Annotated in this window: 24 protein-coding genes; 5 read left to right on the forward strand and 19 right to left on the reverse strand. The window is 36.6% G+C overall.

All coding sequences use genetic code 11. The annotated features are described in order from the left end of the window. Nucleotides 1-6 precede the first annotated feature (6 nt). The 10 genes from JMN12_RS00745 to ffh are packed head-to-tail and all read right to left on the reverse strand — an operon-like array spanning nucleotide 7 to nucleotide 9265. Nucleotides 7-1734: a MutS-related protein gene (locus tag JMN12_RS00745; protein ID WP_203136190.1), complete on the reverse strand. Its 1728-nt coding sequence runs from the start codon at nucleotides 1732-1734 to the stop codon at nucleotides 7-9. Then, nucleotides 1734-2609 carry a hypothetical protein gene (locus JMN12_RS00750; RefSeq protein ID WP_203136192.1) on the reverse strand — a complete coding sequence of 292 codons (876 nt, stop codon included), beginning with the start codon at nucleotides 2607-2609 and terminating at the stop codon, nucleotides 1734-1736. Before JMN12_RS00750 ends, JMN12_RS00745 begins: the two co-directional genes overlap by 1 nt. A gap of 20 nt (nucleotides 2610-2629) precedes the next feature. Further along, a complete protein-coding gene (locus tag JMN12_RS00755) occupies nucleotides 2630-4273 on the reverse strand; it encodes a DKNYY domain-containing protein (RefSeq protein WP_203136195.1) in 1644 nt (547 codons plus the stop codon). Between the two features lie 19 nt (nucleotides 4274-4292). Then, nucleotides 4293-5582, reverse strand: coding sequence for a rod shape-determining protein RodA (rodA, locus tag JMN12_RS00760; protein WP_203083243.1), 1290 nt, complete (start codon nucleotides 5580-5582; stop codon nucleotides 4293-4295). A 14-nt stretch (nucleotides 5583-5596) separates the two neighbouring features. Continuing rightward, nucleotides 5597-5839 carry a DUF6327 family protein gene (locus tag JMN12_RS00765; RefSeq protein WP_009412247.1) on the reverse strand — a complete coding sequence of 81 codons (243 nt, stop codon included), beginning with the start codon at nucleotides 5837-5839 and terminating at the stop codon, nucleotides 5597-5599. Continuing rightward, nucleotides 5826-6194, reverse strand: coding sequence for a phage holin family protein (locus tag JMN12_RS00770; RefSeq protein WP_009412248.1), 369 nt, complete (start codon nucleotides 6192-6194; stop codon nucleotides 5826-5828). Before JMN12_RS00770 ends, JMN12_RS00765 begins: the two co-directional genes overlap by 14 nt. Nucleotides 6195-6200: 6 nt before the next feature. Then, nucleotides 6201-6527 (reverse strand): YtxH domain-containing protein, encoded by a 327-nt coding sequence (locus tag JMN12_RS00775; RefSeq protein WP_009412249.1) that lies wholly within the window; start codon nucleotides 6525-6527, stop codon nucleotides 6201-6203. Between the two features lie 35 nt (nucleotides 6528-6562). Further along, nucleotides 6563-7441, reverse strand: coding sequence for a bifunctional methylenetetrahydrofolate dehydrogenase/methenyltetrahydrofolate cyclohydrolase FolD (gene folD / locus JMN12_RS00780; RefSeq protein ID WP_088594087.1), 879 nt, complete (start codon nucleotides 7439-7441; stop codon nucleotides 6563-6565). Nucleotides 7442-7462: 21 nt separating this feature from the next. Then, entirely contained in the window at nucleotides 7463-7918 is a 456-nt protein-coding gene (locus tag JMN12_RS00785) for a DUF2750 domain-containing protein (RefSeq protein WP_088594088.1), read from the reverse strand. Nucleotides 7919-7930: 12 nt separating this feature from the next. Continuing rightward, nucleotides 7931-9265 carry a signal recognition particle protein gene (gene ffh / locus JMN12_RS00790; RefSeq protein ID WP_203083241.1) on the reverse strand — a complete coding sequence of 445 codons (1335 nt, stop codon included), beginning with the start codon at nucleotides 9263-9265 and terminating at the stop codon, nucleotides 7931-7933. 136 nt (nucleotides 9266-9401) lie between these two features. On the opposite strand from ffh, the gene JMN12_RS00795 reads away from it, so the two are divergent. Further along, entirely contained in the window at nucleotides 9402-9698 is a 297-nt protein-coding gene (locus JMN12_RS00795) for a thioredoxin family protein (RefSeq protein ID WP_009412254.1), read from the forward strand. Between the two features lie 33 nt (nucleotides 9699-9731). Here JMN12_RS00795 and JMN12_RS00800 read toward each other — a convergent pair whose 3' ends face one another. From JMN12_RS00800 to JMN12_RS00830, 7 genes are all read right to left on the reverse strand, one after another. Then, a complete protein-coding gene (locus JMN12_RS00800; protein WP_203136198.1) occupies nucleotides 9732-10784 on the reverse strand; it encodes a DUF3810 domain-containing protein in 1053 nt (350 codons plus the stop codon). Further along, nucleotides 10784-11392, reverse strand: coding sequence for a DUF2911 domain-containing protein (locus tag JMN12_RS00805; RefSeq protein ID WP_009412256.1), 609 nt, complete (start codon nucleotides 11390-11392; stop codon nucleotides 10784-10786). Before JMN12_RS00805 ends, JMN12_RS00800 begins: the two co-directional genes overlap by 1 nt. 2 nt (nucleotides 11393-11394) lie before the next feature. Continuing rightward, a complete protein-coding gene (locus JMN12_RS00810) occupies nucleotides 11395-12117 on the reverse strand; it encodes a porin family protein (protein ID WP_088594091.1) in 723 nt (240 codons plus the stop codon). 16 nt (nucleotides 12118-12133) lie between these two features. After that, complete coding sequence (gene ubiE / locus JMN12_RS00815; protein ID WP_009412259.1) at nucleotides 12134-12868, reverse strand: bifunctional demethylmenaquinone methyltransferase/2-methoxy-6-polyprenyl-1,4-benzoquinol methylase UbiE; 735 nt, start codon at nucleotides 12866-12868, stop codon at nucleotides 12134-12136. Between the two features lie 61 nt (nucleotides 12869-12929). Then, complete coding sequence (locus JMN12_RS00820) at nucleotides 12930-13313, reverse strand: hypothetical protein (RefSeq protein ID WP_198466122.1); 384 nt, start codon at nucleotides 13311-13313, stop codon at nucleotides 12930-12932. Between the two features lie 23 nt (nucleotides 13314-13336). After that, nucleotides 13337-14152, reverse strand: coding sequence for a 5'-nucleotidase, lipoprotein e(P4) family (locus JMN12_RS00825; RefSeq protein ID WP_203080562.1), 816 nt, complete (start codon nucleotides 14150-14152; stop codon nucleotides 13337-13339). A 22-nt stretch (nucleotides 14153-14174) separates the two neighbouring features. After that, complete coding sequence (locus JMN12_RS00830) at nucleotides 14175-15116, reverse strand: 2-hydroxyacid dehydrogenase (RefSeq protein ID WP_203080563.1); 942 nt, start codon at nucleotides 15114-15116, stop codon at nucleotides 14175-14177. Nucleotides 15117-15292: 176 nt separating this feature from the next. Between JMN12_RS00830 and JMN12_RS00835 the strand changes: the two genes are divergently transcribed. Next, nucleotides 15293-16411: a formimidoylglutamase gene (locus JMN12_RS00835; protein ID WP_203080564.1), complete on the forward strand. Its 1119-nt coding sequence runs from the start codon at nucleotides 15293-15295 to the stop codon at nucleotides 16409-16411. Here JMN12_RS00835 and JMN12_RS00840 read toward each other — a convergent pair whose 3' ends face one another. Both JMN12_RS00840 and JMN12_RS00845 read right to left on the reverse strand, forming a co-directional pair. Beyond that, on the reverse strand, nucleotides 16412-18274 hold the full coding sequence (locus JMN12_RS00840; protein WP_198466119.1) for an ABC-F family ATP-binding cassette domain-containing protein: 1863 nt from the start codon (nucleotides 18272-18274) through the stop codon (nucleotides 16412-16414). Then, entirely contained in the window at nucleotides 18271-18780 is a 510-nt protein-coding gene (locus JMN12_RS00845) for a hypothetical protein (RefSeq protein WP_088594095.1), read from the reverse strand. The genes JMN12_RS00840 and JMN12_RS00845 overlap by 4 nt, the downstream gene beginning before the upstream one ends. Before the next feature lie 102 nt (nucleotides 18781-18882). Between JMN12_RS00845 and JMN12_RS00850 the strand changes: the two genes are divergently transcribed. The 3 genes from JMN12_RS00850 to JMN12_RS00860 are packed head-to-tail and all read left to right on the forward strand — an operon-like array spanning nucleotide 18883 to nucleotide 21686. After that, nucleotides 18883-19464, forward strand: a complete 582-nt coding sequence (locus tag JMN12_RS00850) for a MarC family protein (protein ID WP_009412266.1) — start codon at nucleotides 18883-18885, stop codon at nucleotides 19462-19464. A 21-nt stretch (nucleotides 19465-19485) separates the two neighbouring features. Further along, nucleotides 19486-20277 carry a 3-deoxy-8-phosphooctulonate synthase gene (kdsA, locus tag JMN12_RS00855; protein WP_009412267.1) on the forward strand — a complete coding sequence of 264 codons (792 nt, stop codon included), beginning with the start codon at nucleotides 19486-19488 and terminating at the stop codon, nucleotides 20275-20277. Continuing rightward, a complete protein-coding gene (locus JMN12_RS00860; RefSeq protein WP_088594096.1) occupies nucleotides 20277-21686 on the forward strand; it encodes a CCA tRNA nucleotidyltransferase in 1410 nt (469 codons plus the stop codon). Before kdsA ends, JMN12_RS00860 begins: the two co-directional genes overlap by 1 nt. The last annotated feature ends 4 nt before the right edge of the window (nucleotides 21687-21690 follow it).

Below are 21690 nucleotides of genomic sequence, written 5' to 3' on the forward strand. Positions count from 1 at the left end.
ATTTCTTTATATAATGCCTAATTTCTTCATCAAGAAGGTAGCGTTTTTGTTTTTGCACACCCCATCTCTTAGTTTGTAATCAAAAGTGAGTTCCCCATTTTCAATGATTGATTCAAAACACTTATTTTGTAATTGCAGCGGATATTGTTCGCTGAGGTTACACACTTCTATATCGTGAGTGGCAAGTACTCCTAAAGCCTGTAAGGAAAGCAAACGTTCTACAATTTTAATAGTGCCGTGCTGTTTATCTTCGGAATTGGTACCGCGTAATACTTCGTCTAAGAGTACAAAGCAACGTTCGCTTTCTAAAGTTTTTACAATTTGCTGTATACGGTTGATTTCGGCAAAGAAATATGATTTGCCATCGTTAAGAGAATCAGCGAGACGCATAGAAACGAGCAATCGCAGAGGGTGTACGTTGGCTTTACGCGCACAAACGGGCAAACCTACCAAAGTGAGCAACATATTCACTCCCAAAGTACGCAAAAAAGTACTCTTCCCCGACATATTAGAGCCCGTAAGCAGTATAAAAGCCTGCTCATTGAGAGTAATATCGTTAGTAACGCGGTGTTCAGTAGGAATAAGCGGGTGCCCTACCGCCTCAAAAGCTATTTCGTACTTGTTATTAAGAGTAGGATATGCAAAATTAAGGTGATTATAGCTAAAATTAGCAAAACTACACAGCACTTCAATCTTCCCCACCGATTGCAACCACTCTTCTATATGGGCTGCATAGCGTGCTTTCCATTGCAAAAGCTGTTGATAACGATGTATGTGATAGAAAGAAAATGCATTGAGAGGTATAGATACTAATATATTGCCTACACTGTCTAAATCGTCTAACAAGCGCGAAAGCTCGGCTATTTTAGTGCTGGCTTGCTGGTTTTTCTCAGGAAAACGGACTTCTACTTGGGCAATACACTCCCTGAAAGCATACAACATTGTATAAGTGCGCTCAAATCCTAATTTTTCTTTGGCGATTCTACCTACAAAACTAAAGAAAATTACTAAATTTATAGTGAGCAGCAACTTTCCTATAGTTTTTAGCAGTTCGTTATCCTCACCATAACCTATTAACAGACATACAACAAGCAGTATAGGTAAAGCTATAAGCGTATAGCGCATAGCATTGCTCAACAGTTTAACAGGGGCTTTTGCCCACGCACTCAGTTTGGTGTAGAACTCCTCACTATCGTCTATTTGTTGGGCATAAGCAGTAAAGGTTTGTCGCCAATCAAGGTCGGGAGTAAGGGCTTGTATTTGTTTTTGAGTATCGAGAATACGCTCTGGAATAGGGCAGAGAAGTCGCTCTGCTAATAGTTTTCTTCCCAAAAAAGTATGCGTGCGATTGAGGTAGTGATAAAGTGAGCGTTCACCTAAAATATCTAAATCATAAGCGTAAGGGTGATTCTCTTGTTGGAAAGCACTACCATTATCAGTGAAGAAAATATGTTGTTCTAAAAAAGCAATTTCCTGCTCATTGAGGCGTATTTTGGTTTTGGCAATGGTGCGAAGAGCACTTATCTTTTTATGTTTTACAATCAATAAAAAGAAGACGATAATAGCCAATACACAAAAGAGCCCCATCAGTATAGAGGGGGCTTTGATGAGTTGGTATACTAAGCCAATAATCAGTAACATATCAGTCAATCGTAGCAACCCCATTTGGTTGTATTGCTTGTTGAGTTTTTGGTATTGTTCTGTTGCTTCTAAATGTTTACGAGTGTATTCCATTAGTCATTTTGTTTTATTTCAGAATAGTAAAAGCGCAAATCATATTGGTAAACATACTGTTTTTCATTCTTATTATACTGATGAACTTTTATATTCTTTATAGCTTTATCGTTGTAGCGGTTGTACTTATTCTGTTGCCATTTGTCCAATACCTCCTTCTGTGGTATATGAGGGTAGTATTCGTATTCCAATTTGTATTCTTTTTCAAAAGGAAGTGAGTTTTCTCCTGTTGGGTTCATTTTTTCAGGAAGCTCTTTCTCAAATGTTTCAATGGTTGCAATATTGCCTTGAGTATCATAAGTGTAAAGATATTTGTCAAAGTTTCCATCGCGAAGGTTAAAAATTCTTTCTATGACTTGTCCTTTTTCATTTTTAATTTCTTGAGGAGGTAAAAAGTATTTTTCTAATGTATTTTCTTCGTCAAAAGAAAGGTAAGGATAGGCAGTTATTTCTGTCATATTTTTACTAAAATAATATATCCCATCAATACGTATAAGTTTGAATTGTTCATATACCTCCCAACCTTTTTTACTGAATAGGTCTAAATAGCGAAAATGTGTTTTTTTAATAGTGTCGTTAGTATATGTAAACTGAATGCTGTCTATAAGTCGAGTGATTCCCTTATCAGTTTTGTATTTGTTTATTTGTAGAAGGCTGTCTTTATCGTTGTATTTGTAGATATATTTTGTTCTATCAAAAGGCTCATCTTTATATTTATACAAAAGGGTTATTACTTTTTTTTGAGGGTCATATAGTTGTTGGTAATGACCAAATACTTTTTCTTTGTCAGAAGCTAATTGTTGGACACTTTGGATACTGTCCAATTGCCATCTTTTTTCTTGTGCAGAAAGCTGAAAAGTTACCAATAAGGTCATTGTATATAAAAAAATGTACATCATAAATTAAATCCAATTAGATCAGTTCCTATGTACTGTAGGGTGAGTTTATCGTATTCTATGTGCTGCAAAAGGTAGTATCCTTTTTTGTTTTTCAGCAGATAATAGTTGGATGAAGGAGTGCGATCTTGGCTACATTGCATACGATAGCCAGCATAGACGGCCAAAAGTTCTACATTTTCATTTTCTATAAGCCGTTGATTTTTCCAATACAAATAGTTTTTATCTATCAAAAAACTACCCCAAAACTTTCTAAGGCTTGCTATATCATATCCTTTGACAGGAACAAGCCCCTTGTAAGAAGGAAAATACACATAGTTTTTATCAGTATAAAAACCGTTTTTTTCTTCAAAAGAAACTACATCTACATTTTGTAATTTGTTATTGTAATACACCTTATTGCCACGTTTTTGATAGCCATAAATCTTATGAGAGGCAGGTATTACTACGAGCTTACCATCTATAAATTCTATATTTCCTCCTTGTTTTATTTTTTCTAATTCCTCCTCTGTAAGGGAGTGGTAGTAACTACCTCCTCCTAAGGTGAAATCAAAGACTTGGTTCAAGTACACGAGCTTTTCCTTGACGAAAAAAGTATTTTTTCCCAACTGTACAGGTTCTGTATAGTTGAAATCTAATTTATAAGTAAAGTTATAAATCCCATTTTTGTCGTACTGATAATAATTTTCTCCATCCGTGAGGATGTTAAAGGTAGCCGCATCGTAATGTTTTTGAATAATTCCATCAAAATAGATGTTTTCCGTATCGCTAAAAAAACGTCCTTTAGGAAAGAATTTTATTTTATTTAGAAGTTCTTTTTTCACATTGGGAACGGCAAGATAAGTGTTTTTATTTACAGAGATATAATCAACTGGTTTATAAATATGATTTTTATCAACTACATAACTGTCATTTAGAGCCTTCAAAGTAGGAATATCAAAGTAAGGTAGTAGTTCTAAAAAAGTGTTGTCGTAACAATTGCTAAAAAACAGTACTTTAGTAGGAGTTTTAAAAATTCTTCTGTTTACTTGTGTTAGTTTTTCTCTTTGATAGTGAAGGGGTGTTCCTCCATAGTACACAGTTTTACTATCGGAGATGATTTCGTCATTGGCAAAAGCTTCCATAAGGTTTTCCACCTCAGCTCCTGCTACTAATTTATCATAGTAATAAAGATGTTTTTTATCTTTGAGATAATAGCTATTTTTAATTGTTTCAACGCTAAGCGGGTCAATATCTTTAATTAGTTTTGTCTCGATGAATACCCCTTGTTGTGTTTTCCATATAGGTAGCAATGTATAGGCATATTTGTCTTTTCCTTCCTTGGGTATACTTTTATAGATGAGTATTTTAAAACCAGTAGTGTCAGTGGGGATTAATTTACCTTGATAATAAACGCCGTTTTTATCTAAGGAAAAGTCATCATCATACACCCGAAAGCTATTACCATCTACGGTAAACGTTTTGCGGGTGTTATCTTTTTGGAAGACAACGTAATTTTCATTGATGATGTAAGCATCATCATACGTAAATCTCGACTTTTGCATTTTAAAGTTGCCTTTTTTTACATCGGTAACTACCAAGGGAGTTTGCTGGGCTCTTGCCAAAGAAAAAAAAACTAAAACGATGAGTATAAGTATTCTCATAAGATTTTGTGTTAGTTTATTATCGAATCCAATCATTCAAGCGATTAGCATCTAATCGTAAGAAGATGAAAAGTAGGATAGTAAATGCCCAAAGTCCAGATCCCCCATAGCTAAAGAAAGGCAACGGAATACCAATGGTAGGTATCAAACTAATTACCATACCTATATTGATACAGAAGTGTACAAACAGAATTGAGATTACACAATAACCATAAACCCTATTGAATTTTGTTTTCTGTCGTTCGGCGAGTACAATGAGTCGCAAGAGTAAGAAGGTGAATAGTATTACTACAGTAGCTGTACCAACAAATCCCCATTCTTCGCCTATGGTGGTGAAAATATAATCGGTGTGTTGTTCAGGGATAAAACTTCCTTTAGTACGTGTGCCTTCCAAAAATCCTTTTCCTAAAGCACCTCCAGAGGTAATCGCCGATTCCGCCATATTGGTATTATAAGCAAAATCACGCTTCATAGCTGCAATTTTCTGAGGGTCGGTTTCAAGGCGTAACCACAAGTTTAGACGATTGCGATGGTGTTGTTTCAGTACATTGTCATACACGGGGTGAGTAGCGAAAGCTGTTAGCAAGCACAATAATGAGAGTATAAAAATATTCTGAAAAGGAATTCGGTTAGTTTTCTTTTTATGCCAAAATCCATAAGCCCCAATACTGATAATAGAGGCTAAAACAGTGAAAGTAGTACCAAATTTCAGCGAAGAGATAAACACTACACCTGATAAAAAGAGATAGAAGAGTAGGGCAGAAGGCATTCCTTCACGGAAGAGTGCAAATGCTAATGAGAAGAATACTAATAAACTCCCTACATCGGGTTGTAACAAGATGAGAAACGCAGGTACACAAATGATAGCAATAGCACGTAAGAGATCGGGAGTACGCCGAATATCGGTGTGAATATCACTCACATAGCGAGAAAAAGCAAGAGCCGTAGCTACTTTAGCAAATTCACTGGGTTGTACTGTGATAGAGCCTATAGCATACCACGCTTTGGCGCCATTGGTCTCTTTACCAAAAATAAATAACCCTGCCAATAAAACAATAGCAATGAGATAGAAGAGTACTGCAAAATTAGAGTACACTTTTGGGTCTAAAGCCAAAATAAAAGTAATCAGCAAGAAGCTGAGCCCTATAAAAAGCATCTGTTTCCCATAAAACTGATTGATGTCGAAAATGGAAGTAACATTTAGGTCGCTATAAGTAGTGGAGAAAATAGCAATCCACCCACACATTACTAATAATAAATACAATATTACCGAAATCCAATCCAGATTCTTTATAAGGCTATGTTTCATTGATAGTTATAAGATTATTTGAGTTTTTTTCTAAAAAGGAAAAATAAGGTGTATTCGATAGCTAAGTTAAGCCATCTTTTTTCGTTGGTCAAGAAAGAAAACCAAGTATTAGCGAGTAGATTTCCAAGAGTGAGACTCTTAGCAGCTACCGATACTTGTTGGGTGAGTGACAAACGATCTATTTCCTTTTCTAAACGCAGTATTTTGAGGTCGTTATCGATTTCTTCAAAAGAGTGATAGATTTTATTCTTCGTCATCGGGTTCTACTTTAAAATAGATTTCGGAGAGTTTTTCTAATAGAGGTCTTTCAATAAGTTTTTTTCGGAAAGCCAATACTATTATAGCAATCAATATATAGAAAGCTCCTACAATAGCAAATCCTAAGGCGTTGCTACCCAATGCTTCGCCTACTGCATAGGCTATAGCAAAGGACAAGAAAAACAATACCAACAAACTAACAAAAGCTACTATAAAAAAAGTGATGAGAGCATAGGATGATTTACCTATGAATCTAAAAATAAATAATTTATAGTAAGCGATTTGCGAATCAAGGGCGGAACTTGCTTTTGTAGGAACTTCCTCAAAAGATTCTTTGATAGAATGGATAGACATAAGTGTTTATTTCTGTAGTTTAGCGTTAGCTTCTTTTAAGGCAGCTAATTTTTTTTCTAAGAAAGTAATCACATCTTCAGCTTTGTAGCTTGATTTAGAAAGTAAAGACTCTACTTTATCTTCTAAAGACCCTTTAAACTCAGCTGATTTTTCTTTTACACTATCGGTTAAGCGTTCAAGCTGTTCTTTTAGTTTTTCAGCTTTATCACTCACAGAGTCTTTAATTTTTTCGCGAGTGTTTTTACCTTTGTCGGGAGCGAAAAGAATGCCTAACCCTACTCCAATGGCAGTACCTGCTGCCAAACCTAATAATACATTTGCTGTTTTTGCCATAATATTCTAAATTTAAATGTTTATTCTTAAAAGTATCAATTTCTATACCATTTGTAAGCTAATAGTGTGTTTCTCAGTAGCATTGCTATGGTCATAGGTCCTACACCACCAGGAACAGGAGTAATGTAGCTCGCTTTTTCTTTTACTTCATTGAAAGCTACATCACCTACTATACGGTATCCTTTAGGGTTGCTATCGTCTTTTAGGCGTGTAATTCCTACGTCTATCACGGTTACGCCTTCTTTTACCATATTGCCTTTTAGAAATTCTGGAATACCTAATGCCATTACCACAATATCTGCCTGACGTGTAAGATCAGCGAGGTTAGGGGTATGACTATGAGTGAGGGTAACGGTTGCATTGCCTTGGGCTCCCTTTTGGCTGAGTAATATGCTGATGGGGCGACCTACGATGTGTGAGCGTCCTACTACTACCACGTGTTTGCCTTTGGTAGGCACTTTGTAGCGTTTTAGCAATTCCATAATACCGAAAGGAGTGGCAGGAATGAAAGCCTCCATATCCAATGCCATTCTACCGAAGTTAGCGGGGTGAAAACCATCTACATCTTTTGTGGGGTCTATGGCTAAAAGTATTTCCTGCTCGTTGATGTGTTTAGGTAGTGGTAATTGCACTATATAGCCGTCAATTTCAGGATTAGCGTTTAACTTTTCAATTTCTTGTAGTAACGCCTCTTCACTGATGTTAGCAGGAAGTTTTACTAAAGTAGACTCAAAGCCTACTTGTTCGCAAGCTTTCACCTTACTCCCCACGTAGGTAAGACTTGCCCCATCGTTGCCTACCAATACAGCTGCTAAATGTGGTACTCTTTTACCTTTAGCTTTCAATTGCTTTACTTCCTCAGCAATTTCTTGTTTGAGGTCTTCAGAAGTTTTTTTCCCGTCTAAAATAGTCATTATTGATTGTGTTTTTAGTGGTTAGAGAGCTTCTTCATCGGTGATATCGAGTTCTATTTGATTTAAGAGTTGTTTTACTTGGGCTAATGATTCGAACGATTCACTAAAAGTAACGGCTGTTTTGGTTCTGTCGATTTCGTCTACCAATGCTTTTACCAAATCAACAGGCACAAGTTCTTCTCCTCCTGATAAATCAGCTTTGAAACCAATACCTACGGCCATTGTTTCTACTTGCATTCCAAAGCAAATTTCGATAAACTCTTCTAAGGTAGCTGATTTTACGATTCCTTTAGCCCATTCGTCGGCTTTGCAAGCGGCAGCATTTTTTTCATCTTCCCAAAAGAGTGCTACAGGAATAGCCTCTTTGGTTTCCTCAATATAGAAAGTTTGTGAGCCACACATTGCAAAGGATTCGTCTACCTCTAAGTAGAACACTTCCTTGTTCTTAACTATGGTTTCAATGAATTTTTTTAACATATTTGTATTAATTTATTTTTGTCTCATTCCTTGCATCATCTGCATCATCTTTCTACCGCCTCCACCTTGCATCATTTTCATCATTTTGCTCATTTGTTCGAACTGTTTCATCAGTTGGTTTACCTCCTGAATATCGCGACCACTACCTTTAGCGATACGTTTTTTACGGTTCAAATCGATGATAGCAGGGGTGCTGCGTTCCTTTGGAGTCATTGAGTGGATAATAGCTTCAATGTGTTTGAAAGCATCGTCTTTGATATCAAGATCTTTTACAGCTTTACCTACCCCAGGGAGCATACCAAGTAGGTCTTTCATACTACCCATACGCTTGATTTGTTGAATTTGTTCGAGGAAGTCGTCGAAGCCAAATTGGTTTTTAGCAATTTTCTTTTGTAATTTGCGTGCTTGTTCCTCATCAAACTGTTCTTGAGCGCGTTCTACCAATGATACGACGTCACCCATCCCAAGGATACGGTCGGCCATACGTTCAGGGTAGAACACATCAATAGCATCCATTTTTTCACCAGTACCCACAAATTTGATAGGTTTATTCACTACCGATTTGATAGTAATAGCTGCCCCACCGCGGGTGTCACCATCGAGTTTGGTGAGGATAACCCCATCGAAGTTGAGTACATCGTTGAAAGCTTTAGCGGTATTCACGGCGTCTTGCCCCGTCATCGCATCAACTACAAAAAGAGTTTCTTGTGGATTTAGTGCTTTGTGAATGTTAGAAATTTCATTCATCATTTGCTCATCGACAGCCAATCGACCAGCAGTATCTATAATCACGACGTTTAGGTGGTTTTCTTTGGCGTATTGCACTCCTTTTTGGGCGATATCTACGGGGTTGTTGTTGTCTTTATCGGAGAATACGGGTACACCTACTTGTTCACCAACGATATGTAATTGGTCAATCGCAGCAGGACGATAGACGTCACAAGCAACGAGTAAAGGTTTTTTATTTTTTTTATTTTTGAGATAGTTAGCTAATTTTCCTGAGAAAGTAGTTTTACCAGAACCTTGCAATCCCGACATTAAGATAACAGTAGGGTTTCCTGATAGGTTTACACCTGCAGCATCACCTCCCATCAGTTGAGTGAGTTCATCTTTTACAATTTTCACCATTAACTGACCAGGTTGTAAGGTGGTGAGTACCTGCTGACCTAAGGCTTTTTCTTTTACGTTGTTTGTAAAATCTTTGGCTATTTTATAATTCACGTCGGCATCAAGTAACGCGCGACGTACTTCTTTTAGCGTTTCAGCGACGTTTATTTCAGTAATTTTTCCGTGTCCCTTTAGGTTGTGTAGGGCTTTTTCTAATTTATCACTTAAATTATCAAACATTTTTTTCTGGTTTAAAAACTTGGGCAAAAGTAGTAAAAAAAGTGGAAACTAAAAAGTAAAGAGATAAAAAATAAATAAAATGTGTTTGTAATTCAAAAAAACTTTGTATTTTTGTCGCATTATTAAACACAAAAGTATGAAGAAATTTGGTGATGTCATCAATGTAAATACTCCAGTGCTCCTTTGTTTCTATTCAGAAGGTATAGAGATTTCATTGCATATGAATGCAGTGTTACGCGAAGTGGCTTCAGTACTTAGAGAGCGTGTAAAGGTAGTGAAAATAGATGTAAATAAAAATGCTGAATTGAGCAAAGCTTTGAAGATAAGTGCTTTGCCAACAGTTATTATATTCAATAAACTCAGTCTTATTTGGCGCGCAGAGGGCTTCCAAGACAGCGAAGTGTTACTAATGGAGCTCAATAAATTTCTTTAATATAAAAATAAGAGAGCAACAATCTAAACTCTCTCAACTTCTATAATGAGGTATCAATAGACCTACTACTAAGTCGTAGCTATTGATGCCTTCTTTTTGTTTGTTAGCTTTCAGGAATGCATCGTAACTGGCTTTGAATACGGGTTCAGCTTTGTTCTCGTATTGTTTCCAAAATAAATGTACTTCTTTATAATTTTCAAAAATTCCTTTGTGTACTTGAGAGTGAAGCGTTTCGTACTCAATGGGGGCTACTACAGCTACTTCGTTTAAGAAATAACGGAGAGCAAAGAGTTCAGCGCTATAATCAAAGTAAGGATTTTTTGTTTTTTTAGCTGCTAAATAACCTAAATAATTAGCCTCTTCTTCTGCGGCATATCCCATTTGGTGAGCTATTTCGTGGCAAGCGGTGATAGGGGTACTATAACCTATCATTTTTCCGTTCACTTGAGCTTCATTAGTAAACGGATTTAAATATCCACTATATCCCATATAGGTGAGTACAGTACTATAAATAGAGGGTTTCACACTTTTTATAGCTTTAAAATCACTAATACCTTCCACTGTTAGGGGGTAGCCTTTAGCAGCGATTCGGTATATTTCTTTTTGAGAAAGCCAAAAATCTACTTTGGTACTATCGTTAGGAGCTAATCGAGTATGGAGAGCATTGGCTCTATCAATACACACTTGGGTAGCTTTGAGCAGTTGAGTCTCAGTATATTGTTGGGAAGTGCTTAATGAGTTTTTCAAAGGTACTCTAAAATAGTTAAAGCCCCACAGAAAGAAAAAAACAAAGATTAGACGTACAGTTTTAGAAAATATTTTATCTAAGGTTTTGAGAGGTTCTGTCCATAGTTTTTTGTAGTGTTTTATCACAGTTACTACTATACCTATAATGAGCAAAGTGTACAAAATATCGCCCACAGAAAAAGGTATCCACCCCAATAGAAAGTGTAATACTTTGGCTATATACGGGTAGATACCTTTACTGTAGATATGTTCAGTAACAGAGGGAAAGCAACGAAAAACGAGCCAAATTACTATATAAATAGCTAATATACTATATTTTCGCACTTGTTTTCTTTCCATTATTTTTGTTCTTTACCTTCTAAATCTCTCTCAAATTGTTTTACTTCTTTGAGTTGTTCAATAATTTTATCAATAATTTCTTTCTTGTCAATTTCTATAGGAATTTCTACTTTGGTGTATTCCCAACGGATAATGAGATTCAATTTTTCATTAGAAAGACTCTCGAAAGAAAATTCTAAGGATTCTTGTAAATCTTTAGTTTGTATTACAGGTACTGTAAACTCTATAGCGTTTTCATTAGGGTCATAACTATAAGCACCCCAAGCATCGGCATCGTAGTTTAGTACTATTTTCCATTGGTGTTGTTCGGGAGTGATAAAAATGGCATAATCTCCTTTTTTTACGGATTTTCCACCTACTTTTACAGGTTGTAAGAAGCTTATACTTGTAGCTTGATTAGCTCCTGCGCGCCATACTTTTCCATAAGGAACCAATTCGCCAAAAATCTTTCTACCTCTCACACTAGGGCGACCATAATCAACTGTTATTTGGCTTACAGAGAACTGTTGAGTAATCACTTGTCGCGGGCTTGCCATTGGGTAGCTAAAGTTTTGAGCATAAGAGGTACAACCCATTAGAATACCTATAAAAAATACTATTTTTTTCATACTTATTCAAAATTGAGATTCAACAAGAAACCACGTGTTTTGAGTCCGTTGATATTACCTGTCCATCTACTATTAGCATCTTTATCGGGGACTAATTCGTTGTTTACAGAGAACAAGGCTCTAAGAGAAGGAGATACCCTAAAGTAATGAGTATAGATATCTAAACCTATACCCATTTCGTAGAAAAACACGTTTTTAGTAGCACGGAAAGTTTTCTCGGAGTTATCAATAGTAAGTTTGTCGTTACTACTGAGGTTGAAAACCACAGAAGCTCCCGCGGTTACATAAGGTTTGAAGTTATACCAACGTTTTGCGCTGAATTTTAATAATAAAGGAATATAGATGTAGGTAGATTGAGCATCACGTAGTGCATCTTTACTATCGGAAAAACCAGGGAAGATAAGTACGCGCTTGTTGTATACCAATCCTGGTTCTATGCGCAAATCGAGGAAGTTCACCAAGCGAGCAGAACCCGTAAGCCCCACATTGAACCCCACTTTGCGGTCAGTTTGGATTTCGCGTAAACTTGCGTTTCTATAATTGAGATCTTTGTAATCGATTTTGAAATCGAAAGTATTAGCCCCAAAGTAATACCCCCATTGGTAGCGCTTTTCGTCGAAGTGTTCCAAGTTCATCATAGGTTGTTTAAATTGGGCGTACAAATTAGCAAAACCTATACAAAGGAACAAAAATAAAAGGATTTTTTTAAAGTTTACTTTATTCATTATTTATTAAAAAATTCTATTTATTAGCAATATAGATGGTAGCAACCCCTCCTAAGGTTTTAGGGTAATACTGTGTTCGTTGATAGCCTACTTTATCTAATATCTGTTGGAATTTTTTTCCGTAAGGGAAATGAATTGCCGAGTTAGACAAGTATCGATAGGCTGATCGGTCTTTAGAAAAGAGTTTGCCAATAAGTGGCATCACGTAATTAGTATAGCAATAATACCCTTGTTTGAAAGGAAATTTTTCGGGTACAGAAGTTTCTAAAACCACTAATCGTCCGTTAGGTTTTAGTACTCTTCGTATTTCGGAAAGCCCTTTTTCTAAATCCTCGAAATTGCGTACTCCAAAGCCAACAGTTACAGCATCAAAAGTAGCATTGGCAAAGGGTAATTGTTCGCTGTCGCCTTGCACCAAATCAATGCGGTTTGAGAGTTGTTTTTTTGCAATTTTATCACGCCCTACAGCAAGCATTCCTTCAGAGATGTCTAACCCCGTAATTTTAGCCTCAGGTATGGCGGTAAGTGCAATGGCTAAATCGCCTGTTCCTGTAGCGACATCTAATACTGTAGAAGGATTGATTTCGGCTACTTTTTGGACGACGAATTTACGCCATTTTACGTCTGAACCCCACGAAATTACACGATTCAAACCGTCGTAAGTTTCCGAAATAGTGTTGAACATTTTGGTTACTTGTTGTTTTTTTCCATCTGTTGATCCTTGGTAGGGTGTAACGGTGTTTTCAGACATATATGCTTAATTTTTGGCAAAAATAGTAATTAATTATCAATTAGCAAGTAACAATGAACAATTAAACTGATTTTTCTATTTTCTTCTCAGCTCCTAACTTGTAAATCTTACGTAGAAGATCAAGTATCTCGTTGGCTATTTCTTTTTCGATTGTATCTTTGTTAGGCAAAAGTCCGAAAAATTTTGCCCTCCACTCATCATCTTTAGGTTGTTCACCTGCACCCAACATCTGAATACCGATATAAGAAGTAAAATCTTCTCTTGGTACTATCCTGAACATCAGTGATGTACCCATACCTTCGGAGTCAAAAAGCTGAGCTTGGTAGGTGGTCGTAGGAGCTTCTGTTAAAAGCTCAAAATACAAGTGTCCTTCCAATAATTTATTCACTTCATCTATATCAATAGAAGTTACTTCTCTTTTAGGAATGACAAACTCTTTTTCCATTTCAGTTATTTGTTGGGAGTTACTTATTTAAAAGTCTTTGTATTATTCTTGATAATCGCTTCTTTTTCAGCGGCAGGAATGTTGTATTTATGACCATACGCAGCACCTTCCCAATCACCATAGGAGTAGTTAGGTAGCACAATAAAACGCTTGCCAAACTCTGTTTTGTTTTTATGAACTGCCTCGGAGCGTTGTTGAGGAGTACCCCCATCAAAATCTTTAGAAAAGTCGGAAAGATTATCGCCCATCAAGAGTACGATATCGTAATCTTTGGCGATTTGCAATCGGCGATTTTCTTTACTTTTTTCGGCAGAACGCAAGATGAGGTGGCTATCAGAAGGTAAAGGGAAGTTGTATTTTTTTAGGTTTTTAGCAGTACCCTCGCGTTCTTTCTCAAGACGATTGGTTACATAAAAAATAGCGACTCCTTTGCTATCGGCGTATTTAAAAAATTCTAAGGCACCTGTTAGAGGTTTAGCTTCGCCTAAAACAGTCCATTCTTCCCATGCTTTTTGTGAATAGCTAATCCCTTGCTTGGCACAATAGGCTTCAAAAGGAGAGTTGTCTAAAAAGGTTTCGTCTATATCGGTAACAATAGCCAAAGGTTTATCTCCTTTTTTAGCGATAGCTTCATCTAATCGCAGTTGAGCAACATTGAAAGCTTGCAAGCATAAGGCTTCGTATTCAGCGGCATTTTGTTGAAAATAAGACGACCACAATTTGCCATTAGCAATTAGGGCACTTTCGCCAGAAGTAGTTTGTGTTGTAGTAGTGTTTTTGGTAGCGTTGCAACTGAGTAATAAAGCGGCTACCCCAATGAGTAAATAATTTTTTTTCATTTCTATTTAATTTGTTGATTTATCAATTTCTAAATTGGCTAATTATTTTGTCTACTATTATTTGTGCGAGTTTTTCTTTGCTTTCAAGTGTCCAGCCAGCGATGTGAGGGGTGAGAATTACGTTATCAGCATCTAATAAGTATTTAAAAGATTCAGGCATCTGGCCGTCGCTAAAGAAATCTTCAAAAGAAGCTTTTTCGTATTCTAATACATCTAAACCAGCTCCCAACACTTTGCCATTTTTTAGAGCGTTCACTAAATCATCGGTAACAACACTCTTGCCACGAGCGGTATTTAGGAACCAAAAACTTTTGGCAAAACTATTGATAAACGCTGTATTAATCATTTTCTCAGTTTGAGGAGTTTGAGGGGTATGCAAGCTCACTATATCGGCTTGACGGAAAAAATCTACCAAAGTTACTTGTTTAGCATTCTCATCGCCTTTGTCAGGAAGAATGTCGTAGCAAATTACATTGCAGTCGAAACCTCGTAATTTCTTAGCAAAACTCTTACCCATATTGCCATAGCCTATGATGCCTATGGTCTTGCCATCAAGCTCCCAACCGCGGTTTTCCTCACGCAACCATTTGCCATTTTTAATCTCGTTGTTAGCTTTTTTTAACTTGTTCAAAAGAGCTAAAAGCATACCAAGAGTGTGTTCTCCTACAGCATTGCGGTTGCCTTCAGGAGCAGCAATGAGAGTAATTCCTTTACTTTCGGCATAAGCACCATCTATATTTTCCAGACCAGCACCTACTCTACCTATGAATTTCAATCGAGTAGCCTTGTCTAAAAAAGTTTTATCTATAGGAAAACGACTGCGGATGATAATGCCATCATAATCAGCAATTTTAGATTCTATAGCTTCTTTAGTATTAGTGTAATCTTCTTCATTTTCAAAACCTTGTGCAGAGAGTTGAGAAAGCATCAAGGGGTGATTTTTGTCTATATGTAATATTTTCATTTTGAGATAAAAGTATTTTATTTCAAGTATAAGGAACTTGATAAAGGTACTATTTTGGGGCAAAATTAATAAATAATTACAAACTACAAGAGAGGAAAGATAAATAATTTACTAAATCACAAATTTGCTAATTTGCTAATTATCTCCTACCTTTGCCGTCTATTAATAAAAAAATTATGTCATTATCCTATTTACAACCTATAGATGAGTCTTTTACCTTAGATGATTACAAGCCACAACAAGTAGGTTTTCAACTTCATAAACACCTTCCTTCTTTAGGATTGCCAGATCTTACAGATGTAAAAATAGCTTTCTTCTGTATAGAAACGATGGGGCAGTCGTTTTATCGTTTTCGCCAACATTTGTACTCACTTTTTATGGGTAATTGGAATTTCGGTATTGCAGATTTAGGAAACTTGCCTTTAGGAGCTACTGAAGAAGATACGCATTTTGCTATTAAAGAGATTGTAGCTGAATTGATTAAGGAGGGGGTAATTCCTGTAGTGTTAGGAGGATCGCAAGATTTTACCTATTCACTTTATCGTGCTTTTGATAGCCTTGAACAGATGGTAAACCTTGTATGTGTGGATTCTAAATTTGATTTTGGCAATACAGAAGAGTTATTTGTAGAAAGTTCGTATATGAGTAAACTCATATCAGAACCACCTGTAAATCTATTAGATTTTACAAATTTAGGTTATCAATCGTATTATGTAGCCCAAGAAGAATTGGATTTGCTTGAGAAAATGTGTTTTGAGGTGCATCGTTTAGGTAATATAGTGAATGATTTGAAGATTATAGAGCCTGCTATGCGCGATGCTGATATAGTGAGTGTGGATATGACTTCAGTACAAGCAAAGGATATGATGGCTATGGGTAACGTAAATGGATTTAATAGCAGAGAAATATGTGCTATAGCGCGTTATGCAGGTATTAGTAGTAATGTACAAGTAGCGGGTATTTTTGATATTCCTAATACAGATTTAGCTGCCCAATTACTCGCAGAAATGGTTTGGTATTTTTATGAAGGTTTTACCTTCCGCATTAAGGAATTGCCTGTAATCAACGATGAGAATTACACTAAATATATTGTGCCTATAGACGATATACAAATAGAGTTTTTCAAGAGTACCCAAACTGAACGTTGGTGGATGAAACCAGGAGGTGACAAATATTCTTCTCCTCAAAATCACGTGCCTTCAGGACTTGTGCCTTGTTTACCACAAGATTATGAAGAAGCTATTTGCGGTATCGTTCCTGATCGTTGGTGGCGTACTTATCGCAAATCGGTTTAATTATTGTTCTAATTTTTCAGTTAACTCAAACCAGCGCTCTGTTTTTTCCTCTATGGCAGTGAGCGTTTGCTGTAAGGCAATTGATTGGGTTTGTATTTCATCATTGCTAAGTGTTCCTTCGGCAAAAGCAGCTTCAATACTCGCTTTTTGCTCTTCTAATTGGGCGATTTCTTTTTCTAAACGGTTATATTCTTTCTGTTCATTGAACGATAGACCTTTCATTCCGTCTTTGCGCCAAGTGTTTTTGGTGGTTTCTTTTTTAAGAGATTCGTCTACCGGTGGGGTACTTTCTTCATATACACGATAGTCGGTATAGTTACCAGGGAAATCTTCTACTTCACCCTTGCCTTTGAATACAAAAAGGTGGTCTACAATTTTATCCATAAAATAGCGGTCGTGAGAGACAACAACTAAGCAACCGGGATAGTCTAACAAAAAGTCTTCCAAGACGTTTAGAGTAACGATGTCGAGGTCGTTTGTAGGCTCGTCAAGGATTAGGAAATTAGGGTTTTGTATAAGTACAGTGCAGAGATATAAGCGTTTGAGCTCACCTCCACTGAGTTTTTCTACATAGTCGTATTGCTTTTTACGGTCGAAGAGAAAACGTTCTAATAATTGCCCAGCTGAGAGGGTACGACCTTTGAGTAAGGGGATATAATCGCCGTATTTTTGTATTACTTCTATCACTTTCTGCCCTTGTAATACCTCTATGCCCTCTTGGGTATAGTAGCCAAATTTGATAGTATCGCCTACTATTATTTTACCACTATCAGGGGTGAGCGTTCCTGTGAGGAGGTTTAAGAATGTAGACTTCCCTGTGCCGTTTTTGCCTATAATCCCCACTCGTTCTCCTCGTAGGAAATTGTAGCTAAACTTATTGAGTATGCAGAGCTCATCAAAAGCCTTGCATACGTTGTGAAACTCTACAGTTTTGCTACCTAAGCGTTCCATATTGATTTCTAATTGCACGGAATGCTCTTTGCGTCTTTTGTGAGCTGCTTCTTTAATTTTATAGAAGTCGTCGATACGCGATTTAGATTTGGTGGTACGCGCTTTTGGTTGGCGGCGCATCCAGTCGAGTTCTTTTACATATAGGTTTTTAGCTTTCTCTACAGAAGCCTGTTCTTGTGCGAGTCGTTGCTCTTTCTTCTCTAAAAAATAAGAATAGTTTCCTTTATAACTGAAGAGTTCACCGTTGTCTAACTCTAATATTTCGTTGCAAACGCGTTCTAAGAAATATCGGTCGTGAGTAACGATGAATAGGGTAAGGTTCTCTTTAGCGAAATATTGTTCGAGCCATTCTATCATCTCTAAATCGAGGTGGTTAGTAGGTTCATCTAATATCAATAAATCAGGTTTACTGATGAGTACATTGGCTAAGGCTAGGCGCTTTTTTTGTCCGCCAGAAAGGTTTTTTACTTTCAAATGGAGGTTATCCAATTTAAGTCGGGAGAGGATTTGTTTGTATTGTGTTTCGAAATCCCACGCGTTATGGCGTTCCATTTGTTCAAAAGCTTTTTGATAGGCATCTTCATTTTCGGGGTGCTGCAAGGCGTGTTCATATTCTCGAATAAGGCGCAAAATGGGGTTATCTGTAGCAAAAATAGTTTCTTCTATCGTTAAATCTTCATTAAAATAAGGATTTTGAGAGAGAAAACCAATGTGTATCCCTTTGCGGAATACCACTTGACCACTATCAGGGAGATCTTTCCCAGCGATAATGTTGAGAAGAGTAGTTTTTCCAGTACCATTTTTGGCTATAAAGGCTATTTTTTGGTCTTTATTGATGCCAAAAGAAATGTTTTCAAGAATTATACGTTCGCCAAAGGCTTTAGATATGTTTTCTACAGATAGTAAGTTCATTTTTTTATGTCAGAATAATTGTGTATAACTTCGTCGTTTATATTAATAGGGTAGGGGGTAAGATATGTTTTTAGCTGATTGTAGTCTCTAAAATTCAGTTGTATATGTATAATAATAATGTTATTATGGTCATAAATATCCAAAAAAGGCCTACACATTTTATCTTTCTTTTCAGATAAATTAAAAAAATGTAATAATTTAATATCTTTTAGAGTTACATCTTTCAGAATTTTATTTTTGTATAGTATTTTTAATTGATTATTGTAAAAATGAAGTGTAAGTAGTGAATATTTGTATTCTTTAAAGGTCATAATAATAGCAAAAAATGCTAAAAAGGCAGTGACTATTCCAAAAATAAATTGGAAAAAGAAAGTAGAAGAATTGAAGTTAAGAGTATAAAGGGTAATAATGGCTATTGGTAGGTTGATAGCTACCAATAGAAGTCTACTTCCCCACTCTTCAGCGGTAAGTTTTCTACCTTTTATGATAAAATCTTCGTTTAGCATAGTCTTATGAGAGGCAAAGGTAACAATAATTTATCAATTACCAAATTTGTCAATTTGTAAATTTGTTAATTAATTTGTACTTTTGCGCAAATTTTTTAAGTTATGAATTTTGATGTAAAGGAGATTATCTCCGCTACTATGGTACTCTTTGCAGTGGTAGATATCATTGGGAGTGTGCCAATTATTATCAACCTACGTAAAAAAGCGGGACGTATACAATCAGAGAAAACAGCTATTGTAGCAGGAAGTTTATTAGTGGTGTTTTTATTTCTTGGTAAGCAATTGCTGAATTTATTTGGGGTAACCGTTGAAGCTTTTGCTGTAGCAGGAGCGTTTATCTTATTTTTTCTCGCCTTAGAGATGATTTTAGGAATTACCCTCTATAAAGGAACAACTCCTGAAAGTGCTTCTATTGTGCCATTAGCTTTCCCTATGGTGGCAGGAGCGGGTGCGCTTACAACAGTACTCTCGCTCAGAGCAAAATTCTATGTAGAGAATATTATTGTAGCGATAATTATCAATATGGTTATTGTTTATATAGTACTAAAATCGTCGGAACGTATAGAAAAATTCTTAGGCAAACAAGGTATTACTGTACTTCACAACCTTTTTGGGGTCATTCTTTTAGCTATTGCTGTAAATTTGTTTACCACTAATATTAGGGCAATGCTTTTTGTTCACTAATCCTCTAATAAATTAAATAAAATGTTAAATAAAGCAGATAATTTTTTTCTCTTAGCAGGACCTTGTGCCATAGAAGGAGAAAATATGGCGATGAAAATTGCAGAACGTATAGTGAATATCACTCAAAAACTGAATATTCCATACACTTTTAAAGGGAGTTTTAAGAAAGCCAATCGTAGCCGTGTAGATTCGTTTACGGGTATAGGCGATGAAAAAGCGCTGAAAATACTCCGAAAAGTAGGTCAAACTTTTGGAGTACCTACCGTTACTGATATTCATCAGGTGAGTGATGCCACGATGGCCGCTGAGTATGTAGATGTATTGCAAATACCAGCTTTTTTGGTACGCCAAACAGATTTGGTTGTGGCAGCAGCTGAAACGGGTAAGGTAGTAAACCTCAAAAAAGGTCAGTTTATGAGTCCTGAAAGTATGCAGTTTGCTGTCCAAAAGGTATTTGATAGTGGTAATAAAAAGGCTTTGATTACCGACCGCGGAACGATGTTTGGCTATCAGGATTTGATAGTAGATTTTAGAGGAATTCCTACAATGCGCCAATTTGCTCCTGTTGTGATGGACGTTACCCACTCATTACAGCAGCCTAATCAAACTACTGGGGTAACAGGAGGTCGCCCCGATATGATTGAAACTATTGCTCGTGCAGCCATAGTAAACAATGCCGATGGACTATTTATAGAAACCCATTTTGATCCTGCCAATGCCAAAAGCGATGGGGCTAATATGCTACATCTCGACCTCCTCGAAGGACTTTTAACGCGTTTGGTTGCCATTCGCAAAACAATTAACGAATTTTAATGAACTATACTGAAGCACTCTCTAATCCTATTTTTGAACTTATCAGTAATATTTCAGCTGAAATACCGCTTGAAAGTTACGTGATTGGAGGGTTTGTACGCGATTATTTACTAAAGAAAAAACTTCCTAAAGACATTGATATAGTGTCTATTGGTAGTGGTATTTCATTAGCAGAAAAAGTGGCTGAACAATTGCCTAATAATCCTAAGGTATCTATATTCAAAAACTTTGGTACAGCGATGATTAAAGCCGATGGATTAGATATAGAATTTGTAGGAGCACGCCGTGAGAGTTATGAATCAAACTCTCGCAAACCTTATGTAGAGAGTGGTACGCTGCAAGACGACCAAAACCGCCGTGATTTTACTATCAATGCGATGGCTTTTTCACTGAACAAAGATACTTTTGGCGACCTTATTGACCCTTTTGATGGCTTAGGAGACTTAGAGCGGAAACTTATTCGTACACCCTTAGACCCTGATATTACTTATTCAGATGATCCATTACGTATGATGCGTGCAATTAGGTTTGCTACTCAGCTGAATTTTGAGATAGAAGAGCTATCGCTGAAAGCTATTACTGATAATAAAGAACGCTTGAAAATTATTTCTAATGAGCGCATTGTAGAAGAACTGAATAAAATATTAGCATCACCTAAACCTTCTGTAGGACTGAAATTGCTATACGAAACAGGCTTGTTGCACTATATTCTCCCAGAACTTATTGCCTTACAAGGTGTAGAAGAGCAGGATGGACAACGCCACAAAGATAACTTTTGGCATACTTTGGAAGTAGTAGATAATATCTCAGAACATACTGATAACTTATGGTTGCGTTGGGCGGCATTGTTACACGATATTGGTAAAGCCCCTACTAAACGTTTTGATAAGAAGATTGGCTGGACGTTTCACGGACACGAGTTTGTAGGGAGCAAAATGGTATATCACCTTTTCAAACGCTTGCGAATGCCACTGAACGATAAGATGAAATACGTGCAGAAAATCGTAAAAATGAGTTCGCGACCTATTATCATTGCGGAAGATATTGTAACCGATTCGGCAGTACGACGTTTGGTATTTGACTCAGGAGAAGAATTTGAAGATTTGATGACTCTTTGTGAAGCGGATATCACTACTAAAAACCCTAAAAAGTTTAAGAAATATCACGACAATTTTCAAATAGTACGTCAGAAAGTAGTGGAGGTAGAGGAAAAAGATCACATTCGAAATTTTCAACCTCCGGTGAGTGGTGAAGAAATAATGCAAACCTTCAATTTACTTCCTTCGCGACCTGTAGGGGTACTAAAAGAAGCGATAAAAGAAGCAATTTTAGAAGGTAAAATCCCCAATGAGTACGAGGCAGCTAAAGCCTTTATGATGGAGAAAGCAAAGAAAATGAAATTGATATAAAATT

Source organism: Capnocytophaga genosp. AHN8471 (genome assembly GCF_016806945.1).
GTDB classification, from domain to species: Bacteria; Bacteroidota; Bacteroidia; order Flavobacteriales; family Flavobacteriaceae; genus Capnocytophaga; species Capnocytophaga periodontitidis.

What these genes read in the sequence shown, in the direction of transcription:
- JMN12_RS00745 (WP_203136190.1), bottom strand. Translation starts at nt 1,734, where the DNA reads ATGGAATACACTCGTAAACATTTAGAAGCAACAGAACAATACCAAAAA.
- JMN12_RS00750 (WP_203136192.1), bottom strand. Translation starts at nt 2,609, where the DNA reads ATGACCTTATTGGTAACTTTTCAGCTTTCTGCACAAGAAAAAAGATGG.
- JMN12_RS00755 (WP_203136195.1), bottom strand. Translation starts at nt 4,273, where the DNA reads ATGAGAATACTTATACTCATCGTTTTAGTTTTTTTTTCTTTGGCAAGA.
- rodA (WP_203083243.1), bottom strand. Translation starts at nt 5,582, where the DNA reads ATGAAACATAGCCTTATAAAGAATCTGGATTGGATTTCGGTAATATTG.
- JMN12_RS00765 (WP_009412247.1), bottom strand. Translation starts at nt 5,839, where the DNA reads ATGACGAAGAATAAAATCTATCACTCTTTTGAAGAAATCGATAACGAC.
- JMN12_RS00770 (WP_009412248.1), bottom strand. Translation starts at nt 6,194, where the DNA reads ATGTCTATCCATTCTATCAAAGAATCTTTTGAGGAAGTTCCTACAAAA.
- JMN12_RS00775 (WP_009412249.1), bottom strand. Translation starts at nt 6,527, where the DNA reads ATGGCAAAAACAGCAAATGTATTATTAGGTTTGGCAGCAGGTACTGCC.
- folD (WP_088594087.1), bottom strand. Translation starts at nt 7,441, where the DNA reads ATGACTATTTTAGACGGGAAAAAAACTTCTGAAGACCTCAAACAAGAA.
- JMN12_RS00785 (WP_088594088.1), bottom strand. Translation starts at nt 7,918, where the DNA reads ATGTTAAAAAAATTCATTGAAACCATAGTTAAGAACAAGGAAGTGTTC.
- ffh (WP_203083241.1), bottom strand. Translation starts at nt 9,265, where the DNA reads ATGTTTGATAATTTAAGTGATAAATTAGAAAAAGCCCTACACAACCTA.
- JMN12_RS00795 (WP_009412254.1), top strand. Translation starts at nt 9,402, where the DNA reads ATGAAGAAATTTGGTGATGTCATCAATGTAAATACTCCAGTGCTCCTT.
- JMN12_RS00800 (WP_203136198.1), bottom strand. Translation starts at nt 10,784, where the DNA reads ATGGAAAGAAAACAAGTGCGAAAATATAGTATATTAGCTATTTATATA.
- JMN12_RS00805 (WP_009412256.1), bottom strand. Translation starts at nt 11,392, where the DNA reads ATGAAAAAAATAGTATTTTTTATAGGTATTCTAATGGGTTGTACCTCT.
- JMN12_RS00810 (WP_088594091.1), bottom strand. Translation starts at nt 12,117, where the DNA reads ATGAATAAAGTAAACTTTAAAAAAATCCTTTTATTTTTGTTCCTTTGT.
- ubiE (WP_009412259.1), bottom strand. Translation starts at nt 12,868, where the DNA reads ATGTCTGAAAACACCGTTACACCCTACCAAGGATCAACAGATGGAAAA.
- JMN12_RS00820 (WP_198466122.1), bottom strand. Translation starts at nt 13,313, where the DNA reads ATGGAAAAAGAGTTTGTCATTCCTAAAAGAGAAGTAACTTCTATTGAT.
- JMN12_RS00825 (WP_203080562.1), bottom strand. Translation starts at nt 14,152, where the DNA reads ATGAAAAAAAATTATTTACTCATTGGGGTAGCCGCTTTATTACTCAGT.
- JMN12_RS00830 (WP_203080563.1), bottom strand. Translation starts at nt 15,116, where the DNA reads ATGAAAATATTACATATAGACAAAAATCACCCCTTGATGCTTTCTCAA.
- JMN12_RS00835 (WP_203080564.1), top strand. Translation starts at nt 15,293, where the DNA reads ATGTCATTATCCTATTTACAACCTATAGATGAGTCTTTTACCTTAGAT.
- JMN12_RS00840 (WP_198466119.1), bottom strand. Translation starts at nt 18,274, where the DNA reads ATGAACTTACTATCTGTAGAAAACATATCTAAAGCCTTTGGCGAACGT.
- JMN12_RS00845 (WP_088594095.1), bottom strand. Translation starts at nt 18,780, where the DNA reads ATGCTAAACGAAGATTTTATCATAAAAGGTAGAAAACTTACCGCTGAA.
- JMN12_RS00850 (WP_009412266.1), top strand. Translation starts at nt 18,883, where the DNA reads ATGAATTTTGATGTAAAGGAGATTATCTCCGCTACTATGGTACTCTTT.
- kdsA (WP_009412267.1), top strand. Translation starts at nt 19,486, where the DNA reads ATGTTAAATAAAGCAGATAATTTTTTTCTCTTAGCAGGACCTTGTGCC.
- JMN12_RS00860 (WP_088594096.1), top strand. Translation starts at nt 20,277, where the DNA reads ATGAACTATACTGAAGCACTCTCTAATCCTATTTTTGAACTTATCAGT.